Genomic DNA, 15,272 nt, shown 5'->3' on the forward strand with positions numbered 1-15,272 from the left:
GCTTCCCATGCAGCCCGTTTTTCCGCCTGCCACGGTGGAAGGCGGGCTGTCTTTTTTCTGCCATGTTGACAAGGCACGTCCATTTTTGTACTTTTACCCGAATCATTGGAACACTCTCATGCGCTACGTACTGCTTCTCCTGACTATTTTAACCGCCGGATTTTCCGTCTGGTACTATCAAAACCGCATTTCCCCGGAAGGCAGGGAACTGGCCGCCCGGAAAACGGCCATGGAACAAAACGCCGTGGCTCTGGAGAAAACCGTCAGTGAGACCCGGAAAAAGCTGGATGAAACCCAGGATGCCACGCGGACGGCGGAAGAAGCCGTGGAAAAATTCCAGCAGGCTTATCTTGATCAAAAAAGGCAGGAGCAGCAGGAGGCCCTGGATGCCGCCTACCGGAAGAGCGTAGCGGACCAGCAGGAGGAAGTAGCGGAACATAACCAGAAGATTGACCAGCTGCGCCTGCGCATGAACAGGCAGAAGGAAAACTCCAAATCCGCCAGGGAAGAATTGCTGCAGAAGAGGGAGAGCATGAAAACCCTGCTTGCCAAACTGGCCGACAAGCAGCGGAGCCTTCAGACGGAACTGGGACAGGCGGAACGTGAACTCTCCAAGAACCGTGAAGACGCCAAAGCCAAAAAGAAATTTTCCGGAGCCGCCCCCCAGAAGGAGAATATTGCAGGCCTTCAGGCGCAGATGAACCGCATCCGCGCGGCAACCGCCGCCATCAATAAAAAAATGCGCCTCCTGGACGCCGCTCTGGAAGCCCAGGAAGAAAATGCCGGCAAGCAGGAGCTCCAAATGCAGAAAGCGGAGGAAAAACTTACCGAAGAGAAAAACAAGGCCCTGGCCGCCGATGACCAGGAAGAAAACACCCCCCCGGACATGGGAGATGAAGAATTACTGGCCGCCGCCGGATACAGGGAGCAGTCCAAACCCGTCAGGGAAGCTCTGGAGAAAGCCAGGAAAGAAGAGGAACAGGCTTCCCGGGCTTATGACGAGGCCCGCGCAGAACTGCGCCATTCATCCAGGGATGAAGTAAAAAAGCTGGAGAAAGAGGAGAAAGACCAGGCCTCCTTCCGGAAGCTGTTCACGGGCGGCGCCTCTGTAGCGGGTTTCCTTCTGCTCCTGTTCACCGTGGGCGCTTTCCGGCGCAGCAACGGCTGAACCTGTTCCCGTTCATTTTAACATTCCGGATGCAGGGCCATCCCCTGCATCCGGATTCCCGCTCTTCCGGCAGCCCTCCGCAGGCGTTGACGGACGACGCCGATATGATAGTCTCAGGCCTGCCTGATCATGCTTACACTGGCCCAGCTTCACGGACAACCGGAAATTTTCCATTCCATCCAGGGGGAAGGCGTTTCCCAGGGAACGCCCTGCGTCTTCCTGCGCCTGGCAGGCTGCAACCTGGCCTGCTCCTGGTGTGATACGGCGTATTCCTGGAACGGATCAGCCCCTGCCGTGCGGATCACGCCTGAAGCGGCGGCTGAACTGGTGCTCCATTATTCATGCAGGCGCCTGGTCCTCACGGGGGGAGAACCGCTCCTCCAGCAAAAAACCCTCCCTTCCCTCCTGCGCCTGCTGCCGGAACATGCCGTGGAAATGGAGACCAACGGCACCATCATGCCGGATGCGGAGCTGCTGGAACGCATCACGCAGTTCAACGTGTCTCCCAAGCTTCCCCACTCCGGCAACGATGCCGGCAGGGCCTGGAAGCCGGATATCCTGCGCCGCCTGGCGGACACGGAAAAAGCCTGGTTCAAATTTGTAGTGGCGTGCGAAGAAGACGTGGAGACCATCCTGCGGCAGGCTTCCCGGGCCGGTATTCCCGCGCAACGCATCCTCATCATGCCCCTGGCTGCCACACGGCAGGAACTGGACGCCATGCGGGAGCCAACGGTGGAATGGTGCCTGCGCTACGGCCTGCGCTTTTCAGACCGCCTGCACATCGCCATCTGGGGCAGCAAAAAGGGCGTCTGAAGACGCCCTTGCTTTTAAACGGCTGGAACTTTCCCGGCAGGAAGGGCCCTTACAGGAAACCCTCTCCTGCTGCTTCCGCGGCCTACACCTTCTGCTTCAGGTCCAGCAGCATCTGCGCGTTGCCGGGATATTTGTTCAGGAAAAACAGGAAGCGTTCCATGGCTTCCACAGGCTTGTGCCCTGCCAGGGCGCGGCGGATCAGGTTCATCTTGTACAGCCATGCCTCCGGCATAATCAGCTCTTCCCGGCGCGTCCCGGATTTCAGGATATCCACGGCAGGGAAAATATACTGTTCCGCAATGCGGCGGTTCAGCACCAGCTCCATGTTGCCCGTTCCCTTGAACTCCTGGAAAATCAGGTCATCCATGCGGCTGTTGGTCTCCACCAGGGCCGTGGCGATGATGGTGAGGGAACCGGCCTGGCGCGTATTGCGCGCGGCGGCAAAAAGGCGGCGGGGCATTTCCAGCGCGCGGGCGTCAATGCCCCCGGACATGGTGCGCCCGCTCCCCTTGTCCGCGTTATTATAGGCACGGGCAAGGCGCGTGATGGAATCCATCAGCAGGAAGACATGCTGTCCGGCTTCCACCAGCCGTTTGGCGCGCTCAATGCAGAGTTCCGCCATGCGGCAGTGGTCACGCACTCTTCCGTCATTGGAAGAAGCATATACCTCAGCGCCGGGCAGCGAACGCTTGAATTCCGTCACCTCTTCCGGGCGTTCGTCCACCAGCAGCACCATCAGGTGGATGGAATCCTTGTAATTCTCCAGAATGGCTTCCGCCATGTGCTGCAGCAATGTGGTCTTGCCCGCACGCGGGGGAGAAACGATCAGGCCGCGCTGGCCGCGCCCGATTGGCGCAATCAAATCCAGCGTGCGCGTGGTATAACGCTCCGGACGGGTTTCAAAGGAAATGCGCTTGTTCGGATTGACCGCCTTGAGCTCTTCAAAATGCGGGTTCTTGCGCGCCTTCTCCGGAGCGTCTCCATTAATGGTGGTGATTTCCGTCAGCAGAATGCCGCGGTCATGGCGGCAGGCCTGTCCATGCACCCATACGGCGGGACGCAGGCCGAACTTGCGGATCATGTCCTGCGGAACGTAAACGGCTTCCGCAAAGGCGTCAAAATCATTGTCCTGCTTCCTTAAAAAGCCGAACCCCTTATTTGTAATTTCCAACAGGCCGTCCACAGGCTCCGGCGGTCCCAGCTCACGGGGAGCGTTATTCTGGGGTGCGGTTCCCTCCTGATGGTTATTGTTCCAGCGGTTCTTGACCCGGTCATTGCCGTTCCTGCCATTGCGGCCGTCCTGGCGATTGTTCCGGTTCTTGTTGAAACGGTCGTTATTATTGTTATTACGGCGATTCTGCCTGTCAAAACGCTGTCTCTGCGGCTCATTGCCCCGGTGGTTTTCACGGGCGGCGTCCGCGGATAAATCCGCCGCGCCTTCCTGCACCACCTTGATGGACGGGGCGGAACCATTCGCATCCTCCCCCCCCTCCTGTGCGCGAGGTTTTCTCACAAACCTCTGGCGGATCACCCTCGGCCTGCCTTCCCCGGACTGCTCAGGAGCGGCGCCCGGTTCCGCAGGAACCATGGGAACAGAGGCTTCCGCCCTGGCTTCCCCCGCGGTATCGCCCTCAGGAGCGACAGCTTTGGTGAAACGCCTGCGGACAGGCTTGACGGGGGCCTCCGTTACGGGCGCGTCATGGGCACCGTCCGTTTCCGGCACTTCCTCCACAGGCTTCTTGCGGGGACGTCCGCGCCGCGGCTTGGCCGGGGCCTCCTCCGTACCCTCCTGCGCCGGAATTTCAGCACTGCTTTTGCGGACAGTCTTCTTTTTGGGTTCAGGCGTTTCCCCCATTCCTTCACCCGCCATTTCCGGAACCTTTTTCCTTGCCGTCCTCTTGCGGGGAGCGGGGGAAGCATCCGGTCCGGATGCGGAAAGCTCAACGGCAACCTGGGGCTCCGAAGGAGTTTCCGCCGCAGGCTTGGCTCTGCGAACAACACGTTTTTTGGGCGCCGGCTCCGGAGAAACCTGCTCCGGAGTCAAATCTGGGGGGGTATCAGACATGGAAAAGAAAATTGGACTGCAACAACAGGCGTCTCCTGAAAGACAACGGCGTTAGTCAAGCTGTTCGAGGATTTCTTCCGCCACGTCGAAATTGGAGAAGACATTCAGCGCGTCGTCGTAATCGTCCAGCGCTTCATACAGGCGCAGGGCGGCTTTTGCCGTATCCAGATCATTAATCACGGAAATGTTCTGCGCTACGGAAATCAGCTTCATGGAAATCACCGTATGGCCAGCCTCGCGCAGGGCGGCGCATACATTATTCAGTTCCGTCGGGTCCGTTACAAACACCCATTCGTTATCGGTATCCCCCTGCTCCACATCGTCCGCGCCGCATTCCAGCGCCAGATCCATGGCGGAATCCTCCGTCAGGCCTTCCGCCATGATGCGGGCTTCTCCCTTGCGTTCAAACTGGTAGGCCACGGACCCGGGCGTGCCGATGCTGCCCCCGTTCTTGGTGAAAAGAGTCCGGAGTTCGGAAGCGGAGCGGTTCGTGTTGTCCGTAGCCACTTCAACCAGGAAAGCCGTACCCGCCGGGCCGTAGCCCTCATAAGTAATCTCCTGAATGGTGGCCCCTCCCAGTTCCCCGGTTCCCTTCTTGATGGCGCGTTCAATATTCTCCTTGGGGGTGGACACGGCCTTGGCCCCGTCAATGGCGGCGCGCAGGCGCGGATTCAGGTCAGGATCTCCGCCGCCGCTCTTGGCGGCCAGCATGATTTCATGGGCAAAGCGGGCAAAGACCTTGCCCTTCTTGGCATCTTCCTTAGCCTTAACGTACTTGATCTTAGACCATTTATTATGTCCTGACATAGAATTGGGAATAATAGTAAGTGAATGTAAAAGAGACAAACTAACCAGCGGAACTGTTCTTCAACCCGGGCGAACACATTGTCTTTCGCAAATACCACGCAGGAAGGGAATCAGGGTGCGGCCATCCGTAAATACGTTACAGGGACCGGATACTCTGCCGGGGAACACGCCGCACACCCCTCAGGGCTCCGGCTACCGCTTGGCAGTCACTCTCAACACACGCAAAATAACGTATTCCCCAGCATTGGCAATACTTTTTTAGGTCACGGAAACACAGGAGCAATGCCGGGGAATGGGATAGGCAGTCTCCTCACCAACCAAGAGGAAAAGAGGCCTCCTGCGGGAATGTACCTCTTCCCGTTTAACTTGACGAAAAAGCGGACTGCCAATGAAAAAGCCGAGCTGAACGCTTTATCCGTCTCCGTCAGTCCTCATCATCCTTTACCTCTTCTCCATCATCCCGATTATCGGCCTCATACACGGTCACATCATCATCAAGCATGGAATAATACGTATAGGAATCAGAAGATTCCCTGTCCAAAGTTTTCAAAAGGCCTTTCTTTTCTTTTTTCAACTGTTTCAGTTCCCTGCCATGTTCATCAAAATAAGCAATCTGTTGAACTCCCTTCTCTGGATAAGAAAAACGGATAATCGCACACTTCCTCTGATGATCGGAACTTAACTTTCCGTCTTGGTCGTAGTACCGTATTTCCTTTATAGCGCGGCCTCCCCCCAAGTCGCTCCCACGCTCATAATGATCCGCACAACGCCGGGCCCACCCCTGGAGGCCACGAGTCAACCGGCCAAACTTATCCGTATATTCAGCTTCAGCTACATCATAAGGGTCCAGATAATATTTTGTTTGAAGCAGATTTTCGGGCAGGAATAACCGCAATTGATTAATATCGTTCCAATCACCGAATCTTCCTTTTAAATAAAAGGTTTTTCTTGTTGAGGCTGTCAATTCCGCTTCCCATCCTTTGTGAACTTCCAGGCAACTAACGCCCGCATCCCCGGCGGGTGTTGCTTTATATTGATGGTAACGGATCATCCGTCCTTTCGGAAAAATAGCCGGACGTTCCACATCTACAGGATCCTGGTCTGCAACAATTCTTGAATCATCTCCTTTTCCAAAAAAGGATTCCCTGAAAATGAAGGAACCATTGAGAATCCCCGCCCCTGCCTGGCGAATAACCTCTCCCCGGTGGTAAGAACCATTTGTACAAAGAGCATTTTCTCCCCGGACACCATAAAAAGTGACGCACCTCCGCCCCCTATTTTCTTCCACCACACGCATGTGATAACCCTGATCGTCAAGGCCACAGATTTTCCCTTCCGGAGTGAAATAAGTGTAAATACTCAACGCATATTCCTGAATGTCCGTCCATGCCCGGTCGTTCGTTTCATCATAATCCTTTTTGGGGTAAAATCCGGACAGGAGGTTCAAAAACTCTCCCTGCTTCCGGTTTCTTCCGCGGGGCGCGTCGGTCCATTCTTCACAATTAAGAATTAGTTTCCATTGAAGAAATTGATGATGATTGAATTCTATCAACTTTTGTTCACTCCATCTTCCATTGAAGGGAGGATACTTTCTATCGGAATACCCGGGATTTGGAGGTTCCAATAAATCCATCACAGGATGTCCAATAGGGTCTATCATTCGCCTCGCCCCCTCTGAAAGAGTTGTCCCGCCCGAAACTGCTATTAAAAAAATGTATAAAAAATACTTCATAACATGATCAATATTATCACCCCTGATGATGCATTCTAATATGATGTAACAGATATATCAATTATTTCAACAAGTTTAACCGCCGCTGCATTTGATCTTCTAAGAGCCATTTCCGGAAAACGTCACGATTATCTGGATGTTGAGCGATAACCGCTTTTGCCGGACCTCCGCTGCCTTTTCCCTGCACAGTCCTTTGGAGGGAAGCAGAATGGTATTCCCCATATTGGAAGAACCCCCGTAATTATCCCCCGCACAGGAAAAAGGGATTTCTGCCGCACGTCCAGCATGTTCCGGCTTCATTAAAAATATCTGCGATATCCGGCCCCGCATTTTCGCGGGAAAACCTCTATTCCGTCATGGCACGGGACCGAAGTTCAACGCCATCTGTGTTATCATTGACTAAGAAAGGAAGACGGGCTTAGATATGCTCCTCTTCCTTTTCTCTGTCTTATGGAACAAGCAGCGCACCAAGAAAAATCACATGCGGCCTTTTCCTCCGTCCTGTGGTCCGCCTTTTTGACGGGCATCAAGCTCTGGGCCGGTATTGTGACGGGCAGCTTGGGCATTATTTCCGAGGCCCTGCACAGCGGCCTGGACCTGATGGCGGCAGCCATGACTTTTTACGCCGTGAAGGTGGCCGCCCGGCCTGCCGACGAAAGCCATCCCTACGGGCATGAGAAGGTGGAAAATCTTTCCGCGCTGGCGGAAACGGCCCTGCTCCTGGTCACCTGCGCCTGGATTGTCTGGGAGGCGGTGGACCGCCTGTTTTACAATGAGGCGGAAATCACCCTCACCTGGTGGGCCTTTGCCGTGGTGGCCGTCTCCCTGCTGGTGGACGTGAACCGCTCCGCAATGCTCCGCCGGGTGGCCAAAAAGCACAAGAGCCAGGCCCTGGAGGCGGACGCCCTTCATTTCACCACGGATATCTGGTCTTCCGCCGTGGTGCTGCTGGGCCTTTTCTGCGTATGGCTGGCCCATCTGGTTCCCGCAGATTCCGTCTGGCACGGACTGCTGGAAAAGGCGGATGCCATCGCGGCCCTGTTTGTGGCGGCCCTGGTTTGTTCCGTGGCCTTCGGCCTTGCCAAGCGCTCCATCCACGCCCTGATGGACGGGGGGTCTTCCGCCCTGACGCACCAGGTGCTGGCCGCCATGAAGAAGAACGCACCGGATTATCCGGTCAAGCGCATCCGCCTGCGTGACGGCGGCGCACGCATTTTTGTGGAGCTGGACGTGGAAGCGCCCGCGGAACTGCACGTGGACGACGCCCATGACGTGGCTGAGTCCATTGAGGGCATTGTGAAGTATGAACTGCCTGAAGCGGACGTCATCGTCCATATTGAACCGGCACAGGAGAATTTTTCCAACATGGAGCCGGATACAGTCGTCCACCGGCTGGCGCTGCGGCACCACGTCCGCATTCACGGTTTTTACGCCGGCAGGGGCAAGCATGCCCCCTGCTATTTCATGGATGTGGAGATTCCTGCGGACTGGCCTCTGGAACGCGGTTACCAGGTAGTAAAATCGTTCCGGGATTCCGTGCGGCATGCTCTCAAGCCGGAGAAGGTGATCTGCCGCATTGAGCCGAATTGCCGGGACATGAAGGCGAACGCCATTCCGGAACACGTTTCTCCGGAGGAGGTGCGCCTGAAGGTGAATCTCATCCTCCAGCAGCACAGGAACATCTGCAAGGTTCTCAAGCTGGACCTGGCACGGGAGGATAATTTCCCAACCCTGACGTGCGTGTGTTCCGCGGATGCCGCCCTGACCATCCGGGAGTGCCACCAGATCGCTTCACAACTGGAAAACCAGATAGAAAACGCCCTGCACCATCTGGGGCGCGTCACCGTCATTCTGAAACCGTCCAAATAAACAGCACTTTATTCATTCCCGCACAAGATACTTTCCGCCCATCATGAAACAAAACAAGTACGACGATAACGCCTTTTTCCGGAAATACAGCCAGATGGACCGCTCCGTGAAGGGGCTGGAAGGAGCCGGAGAATGGAAGACGCTGGAACGGCTCCTGCCGGATTTCCGTGACAAGGACGTACTGGACCTGGGATGCGGCTTCGGCTGGCACTGCCGGTATGCGGCGGAACACGGGGCAGCCTCTGTCCTGGGCGTGGATATTTCTTCAAAGATGATCGCCAAAGCCCGTTCCATGGGAAATGAAGGCATCATTGAATACCGCTGCATGCCCATGGAAGACATCCAGCTGCCCGAGGCTTCCTTCGACATTGTGATCAGTTCCCTGGCCTTCCATTACACGCCGGATTTCAACGGAGTCTGCCGGAACGTTTTCCGCTGGCTCAAGCCGGGGGGCGTCTTTATCTTCTCCGTGGAGCATCCCGTTTTCACCGCCCAGGGCACCCAGGACTGGCAACATGATGAATCAGGAAAAATCATGCACTGGCCCGTGGACCGCTATTTCATGGAAGGGCCGCGGCAGGCTGTCTTCCTGGGAGAAGAAGTGACCAAATACCACAGGACGCTCACTTCCTATCTCGGCGCGCTGGCCGCAAACGAATTCGAGGTAACGGCCCTGGAGGAGCCGCAGCCGCCGCGGGAGCTCCTGGAGTCCGTCCCCGGCATGCAGGATGAACTGCGCCGCCCCATGATGCTGATTATCTCCGCCCGCAAGAAGTAGCGCCCGCGGTGGTCAGCGCCCGGCAACGGGAGCTCCGGGAACTTCACGGTCCAGTTCCGCCCGGATGCGCTGGCGTTCGGAAACGATCTGTTCATCGTCCGCTCCTCCCTCACGCAGGAAGTATTCCGCCATGGACAGGGCCACCTCCGATTCCGAGGAAAAAACCTGGGAGGCTCCGGCCTCCTTCAGCACGTCCACATCCCTCATGTATTTGGTGTGGATCATCACGTCTATGTGTGGGTTGAGCTCCAGGGCCACTCCCACGATCTCCTTGGCGTCCGGAATGGAGGCGGAGAGAATCAGGCTTTCCGCATATTCAATGCCCGCATGGCGCAGGATTTCCCGCTGGCTGGCATCTCCGTAAACGATGTCTCCGCCCTGTTCCCTGATCGCGGTAACGGTATCTATGTTCATCTCCACAATGACGACTTCCACCCCGTTGTCATTCAATATCCTTTTAAGCATCCGCCCCGTGGGGCCAAACCCCACCAGCACCACGCGCCGCGCGTCCGGCGAGGGCAAGGCCATGCTGTTCACCCCGCCCATGTCCGTAAGGCCAATGCCGCGCTTTTGCATCCACTTGACCACAGGGCCAATCTGGCGGTACAAAATGGGATTGAGGGAAATGGAAACCACGGCCGCCAGAATGATGGCCTGGTTGGCGTCCGGCGGCAAAATATTGTACATGAGCCCCATCCCGGCAAGGATGAAGGAGAATTCACCCACCTGCGCCAGAGCCACGGATACGCTCAGAGCCAGCGGCAGCGGGCGCCGCAGGCACCGCACCACCACATAGGCCGCCAGCGGCTTGCCGATCATGACCACCCCCAGCGTCGCCAGGGCCAACGGCCAGCAGTCCCCCACGGACATGGGGTCAAACATCATCCCCACGGAAACGAAGAAGAGCACGGCAAAGGCGTCCCGCATCAACATGGCCTCCGCCGCCGCACGCGCGCAGAAGTCAGACTGGCCCACGACCATGCCCGCCAGAAACGCGCCCAGCACCATGGAGGCGCCGAAGAATTTCGCGGAGCACACCGCCACGCCCAGCGCAATGACCAGCACAGCCAGCGTGAACAAGTCCCGCGCTCCCGTCCGCGCCACATAACGCAGTACGAAAGGAATAACCTTTTTCCCGGCAAGCAGCGTCAGGCCCACCAGAAGGGTCAGTTTGACAAACATCCACCCCAGTTTCTCGAGAATGCCATTCAAGTCCCCGGCGCCGCTCTGGCGCGCCTCCATCACCGCGGGGATGAGCACCAGCAGCAGAATGGTAAAGAGGTCTTCCACCACCAGCCAGCCCAGGGCCACATGGCCGCTTGGCGTGTGAAGGTTCTGATTATCCTCCAGCACCCGGGTAAGAACCACCGTGCTTGCCACGGAAATGGCCATGCCGAACACCAGTCCGGAAATGGTGGACCATCCGAACATCCAGCCCACCAGCACCCCCAGCACGGTAGCCACGGATATCTGCACCACGGCCCCCGGCACAGCCACCCTCTGCACGGCAATCAAATCCTTGAGATGGAAATGAAGCCCCACCCCGAACATCAGCAGAATAACGCCCAGCTCCGCGAATTGTTCCACCGTATGGGAGTCCGCTACAAAGCCCGGCGAGTACGGCCCCACCACCACTCCGGCCAGCAGATACCCCACCAGCGGGGACAAATGCAGTTTTCTGGCAATAAGACCGAAAAGGAGGGCGGCGGTTAATCCGCCGACAAAAGTGAAAATGAGGCTAAAATCGTGATCCATACGCGCGTGTCAGGTCTGAGGAATGTTCTTTGACCAGCAGGTCGTTCCCACGCTACCGCGTTTGATTTCCCCCCACAAGAACGCATTGCGCCGCATCGGAATGCAGTCGCACTTTTTCAAGGCATCCGGTTCAGCGCCCGGAAAACGGGGATTTACCGGATTCTACCATATTTTTATTATTATTAAAAATACTGTTTTTATTTTACTTTCAATTGTTTCTGATTGACTTCAATAACATGGGCTACCTATAAAGCGTGTTGATGAAACTCACCCTATTTATCCTGTCATATCTGGCGGGCCTCTCTATCCTGGCCCCCATGGGCTGGGCGGCCACCCATGAAATCACTACCAAAAACTTCCACATCACGCTCCTCGGCAACGGGGACGGTCCAGCGGACTGGATGGGGACCCGTGACTGGAGTGACGCCCAGATAGCCGCCGTCACCACCACGCTCAATATCTGGGATGACACCTTCCGCAATACCGCTTCCCGGAAGATTGAAGCAACCATCTCCTGGGGCGCCCTTGAAGAAGGCACCCTGGCAGCTTCCTTCTCCAATTATTTTGAATACGACGGGGAAAACTACAATGCGGCCACTTCCACGGAAATCATCTGGAAGGAAGGGGAAGACGTCGCGCTGGACGAAGGGGATATGGATTTCAGGCTCCAATTCAATCCCGTTTACGGCTTCAGCACGGGCAATACCACGCCCCAGAACTCTACGGATTTCATCAGCGTCCTCCTGCATGAAATCGGACACAATGTCGGTTTCAACTCGTTAAACAACGCAGGAGCATACGGAGAATACTACACGATCTGGGATTCCCTGATCACGGATGCCCAAGGCAACCATCCGGGAGAGGCGGGCTTCAATTACCAGTCCGGAGTTTCCTACACCATCGGCTCCGGCGGCCTCACTGTCTACAATCCCTTTATTTTCAATCCCGGTTCCAGCATGTCCCACGTGGACGCTTTAAGCGACCCGGACGCGCTGATGCAATATTCCATCGGGACGGGCATCCAGAGGAGAAACCTCAGTGACCAGGAAAAAGCGCTCCTTGCGGAGATGGGCTGGGTGCTCAAGGATGACCCCACCTATTATGCGTCCGTGGACGGCGCTTCCATCACGGACCAGATTGACCTGGATTTCTTCACCTCCGTTCTCGTCAACCGGAACATGACCATTGATCCGGGTGACGGAGCCACCATTATCCTGCCTTCCCTGAGAGGGGACAAGGCGGAATACAACGTCACCATTACCGCAGGAAAATCCCTGACCGTCAACCTTTCCAACACGGCCATGGATTCCATCTGCGCGGGCGAGGTCATCGGCAATGACGCCAACTTCATCAAGACGGGAGGCAAAAACCTGATGCTGGCCGGCGGCTTTTCCACCACCGGCGCCCTGGACGTGCAGCAGGGGGGCCTGGTGCTTTCCGGCGCTTCCAACACCATCGGGGAACTGAAGATAAACGGTGGCGCTTTCGGCGTATCCCAGCTGGCCAAGGAAGAAGTCACGGCGGAGGTAGGAAAGCTGACGGGCACCAAAGGCTCCATCAACCTCCTGCATTCCACCCTTACCCTGACCGGAACGGACAATACCATTTACAGCGGCCTGCAACTGGTAGGCACCGGCACCATCGCCCTGGCGGAAGGAAAGTCCCTCACCTTTGACGGCAGCAACACCATCGGAGACGCCATCTACATTGACGGGTCCCGGAACGGAACCGTGCACATCACCCGGGGCACGCTTTCCTTCGCCAGCCAGGCCCGGATGGAAATAGCCGCGCTGGCCCTGGATTCCGGAACCTCCACCCTGAATGCGGGAGCCACGCAGAATATCGTCATCCACTCCATCACGGGAGACGGCATTCTGGCGGCCCAGGGAGGGAAAATCACCCTGGATACGGCAAATCCCCTGACCTGGAACGGAGCCCTCCAGGGCACGGGCACGCTCAGCAAGAAAGGAGACGGCAACCTGACGCTGGGCGGCGCAGGCAACGCGGGATTCCATCTGGACTCCTCCAGCGGCGCCATCATCCTGACAGCAGCATCCTCCGCTTACGGCGCCATGACGCTGAACGGCGGCGGCATTTCCATCTTCCATGCCTCCTCCACCACGCGCCTTAACGGGCAGGAGGGCACCCTGACGCTGAATGACGCCGCGCTGTCCATAAGCGGCACGGCCAGCCTCCTGGCGGAAAAAGCCTCCATCACCGGAACCGGCGTCCTGCAACTGAATGCGGATTCCGTGCTCACCGTCCGCAACGGCAACAAGCTGGACACGGACATCAGCATCAGCGGCTCCGGCCTGCTGGCTGTACAGGGCGGAACCTTCACCCTGTCCGGAGACGCCAGGTTTGACGGAGCGGCAGTCGCCGTGGGAACGGACTCCGCGGGCGCCGCGCTGGACCTGGGCTCCACGCGCAATTCCGTAGTAGGCGGCCTGCTGGGGAAAGGCTCCGTGGCCTTCAATAATGGGGTACTTGGCATCCATGCGGAGAAATCCTCCGTCTTCTCCGGCTCCTTCCAGGGGAACGGCACCATCAACAAGAGCGGGCAGGCGGGATGGACCTACACCGGAGCGGGGTCAAACACCCTGAACCTCAACATTACGGAAGGCGAAGTCTCCCTGGTCCGGGATTCCGCCAGCCCCATTCTGCTCAACTCCCTCACGGTAGGCTCCTCCGGCACGCTTACTCTTTCCATGGCCTCTGCCGGGGCCGCCCATAACACCACGCTTCTTCTCAACGGAGCAAGCCAGTTCATGAACGGCTCCACCGTCACGCTCGTGATCAATCCCCTGCTGGCGCAAAACAATACGCCCTTTATTTCCACGGAAGACGGGGCCACGCTGACCGTCCAGGGAGACCGCAACGGAACCACCCTCAACATTGAATCCAATGTCGCCGCGCCGGAAAGAACACTTGAACTGGTGCTCTTTGAAGGGGATCTGGTGGGCGCCGATCTCAATATCAACGCTTACGGCGCATTGGGGACCTATTATTCCGACCTGCATGCGGAAGAACGGAACGGACGGATCGTGCTGACCGGCACGCGCAAGGCGGACAATGCCCTGCTTGCCACGGCTGACACCTCCAATTCCGCCGCCGGGGCCGTCCTGCTCTGGAACTGTGACAAGATTGAAGACGGAACGGAGCTGGGCTATCTGAACCGCGCCGTTTCCGACGCCTGGAATGACGGGGACTACTCCAGAGCCAACCGCCTGCTGAGCGCTTCCGCGGGTACGGCCATTCCCGGCATCCTGGCCGCCCAGAGGTCCGGCCTGCGGAGGGAGATGACCTTTCTCCGCAACCGTGCGGAAACCATGGGGCTTAATCCCAGCAACCTCCCGGGGGACCTCCCCCAGGTGAACGGCTGGATTGAAGCCAACACGGGGAGGGATTCCCTGGACGGCTCCAACGAAGGCAACGGTTTCACGCTCAGTTCCTGGGGCGGCACGGCCGGCCTGGACGTCAACTGCACGGAGAATTTCACCCTGGGCGGCGCCTTTTCCGCCAACTACGGGGATTACTCCTCTGACGGGGCTGATTCCGCCTCCGGCAATTTGGATACCTATTACGTGAGCCTCTTCGGCCACTACCGCCACAAAAAATGGGGGCACTCCCTCATTCTTTCCGGCGGATGGTCGGATGCGGACATCACCCGCAGCGTACGCCATGACCTGGGGAGCTACCAGACCAGCTTCAGCACCACGGGCATGAGCTTCGGGGCCATGTACGAACTCACCTATGACCTGGCTCTCAACAAGCGCCGGACGGCCATTCTCCAGCCGGTCGCCAACGTCAGCATCATGCGTTCCTCCGTGGACGGCTTCAATGAAGCCGGCGCGGGCGGCGCGGGGCTCCGTGTGGATGACATGGACATCACCACCGGAAGCGTTGCCGCCGGTATGCGCCTGAAAGGCGTTCTGGGCACCAGCCTGACCGGGCGCGACATCATGGGTGAATTCCGCGTCCTCGTCTCCCAGGACTTTGGAGATGACAAGGCCCAGGCCAATGTGGCCTACCTCGCCAATCCTGGCCTCATCCAGACCATCAGGGGAGCCAGGCTCGGCCGCACCGGCGTTCAGCTGGGCGCAGGCCTCAACATCCCCTGCGCCGATTACGGCGCGGTTTATGTGGACGGCAACGCCGACCTCCGCTCCGGAGACACCTCCATTGGCGCTGCCCTCGGCTACCGCTATAATTTCTGATCCGGCCCAAGCCGCATTTAACAAGCGCCATGCCTGCACTTCCGGGCATGGCGCTTTTTCATGTCCCG

General features: G+C 57.6%; 9 protein-coding genes. 5 read left to right on the top strand and 4 right to left on the bottom strand.

Annotation, left to right across the window (positions count from 1 at the left end):
* Window positions 1-118 precede the first annotated feature (118 nt).
* Together CXU21_RS11175 and CXU21_RS11180 are read left to right on the top strand one after the other, a co-directional pair.
* Entirely contained in the window at window positions 119-1,168 is a 1,050-nt protein-coding gene (locus tag CXU21_RS11175) for a hypothetical protein (RefSeq protein WP_146017067.1), read from the top strand.
* Window positions 1,169-1,297: 129 nt separating this feature from the next.
* A complete protein-coding gene (locus tag CXU21_RS11180) occupies window positions 1,298-1,981 on the top strand; it encodes a 7-carboxy-7-deazaguanine synthase QueE (protein WP_102712768.1) in 684 nt (227 codons plus the stop codon).
* Window positions 1,982-2,063: 82 nt separating this feature from the next.
* Here the strand turns inward: CXU21_RS11180 and rho are convergent, their stop codons facing one another.
* From rho to CXU21_RS11195, 3 genes are all read right to left on the bottom strand, one after another.
* A complete protein-coding gene (gene rho / locus CXU21_RS11185) occupies window positions 2,064-4,046 on the bottom strand; it encodes a transcription termination factor Rho (RefSeq protein ID WP_257997393.1) in 1,983 nt (660 codons plus the stop codon).
* Between the two features lie 51 nt (window positions 4,047-4,097).
* Window positions 4,098-4,853 carry a YebC/PmpR family DNA-binding transcriptional regulator gene (locus CXU21_RS11190; RefSeq protein ID WP_102712770.1) on the bottom strand — a complete coding sequence of 252 codons (756 nt, stop codon included), beginning with the start codon at window positions 4,851-4,853 and terminating at the stop codon, window positions 4,098-4,100.
* A 424-nt stretch (window positions 4,854-5,277) separates the two neighbouring features.
* A complete protein-coding gene (locus CXU21_RS11195; protein WP_146017068.1) occupies window positions 5,278-6,585 on the bottom strand; it encodes a hypothetical protein in 1,308 nt (435 codons plus the stop codon).
* Between the two features lie 450 nt (window positions 6,586-7,035).
* Between CXU21_RS11195 and CXU21_RS11205 the strand changes: the two genes are divergently transcribed.
* Both CXU21_RS11205 and CXU21_RS11210 read left to right on the top strand, forming a co-directional pair.
* Window positions 7,036-8,454 carry a cation diffusion facilitator family transporter gene (locus CXU21_RS11205; RefSeq protein ID WP_102726080.1) on the top strand — a complete coding sequence of 473 codons (1,419 nt, stop codon included), beginning with the start codon at window positions 7,036-7,038 and terminating at the stop codon, window positions 8,452-8,454.
* Between the two features lie 43 nt (window positions 8,455-8,497).
* Window positions 8,498-9,232, top strand: a complete 735-nt coding sequence (locus CXU21_RS11210; protein WP_102726081.1) for a class I SAM-dependent methyltransferase — start codon at window positions 8,498-8,500, stop codon at window positions 9,230-9,232.
* A 12-nt stretch (window positions 9,233-9,244) separates the two neighbouring features.
* Here the strand turns inward: CXU21_RS11210 and CXU21_RS11215 are convergent, their stop codons facing one another.
* Window positions 9,245-10,987, bottom strand: coding sequence for a cation:proton antiporter (locus CXU21_RS11215; RefSeq protein ID WP_102726082.1), 1,743 nt, complete (start codon window positions 10,985-10,987; stop codon window positions 9,245-9,247).
* 260 nt (window positions 10,988-11,247) lie between these two features.
* On the opposite strand from CXU21_RS11215, the gene CXU21_RS11220 reads away from it, so the two are divergent.
* Window positions 11,248-15,204 (top strand): autotransporter domain-containing protein, encoded by a 3,957-nt coding sequence (locus CXU21_RS11220; RefSeq protein ID WP_102726083.1) that lies wholly within the window; start codon window positions 11,248-11,250, stop codon window positions 15,202-15,204.
* Window positions 15,205-15,272: the final 68 nt, after the last annotated feature.

The organism is Akkermansia muciniphila, from assembly GCF_002884975.1.
In the GTDB taxonomy this organism is placed as follows: domain Bacteria; phylum Verrucomicrobiota; class Verrucomicrobiia; order Verrucomicrobiales; family Akkermansiaceae; genus Akkermansia; species Akkermansia muciniphila_C.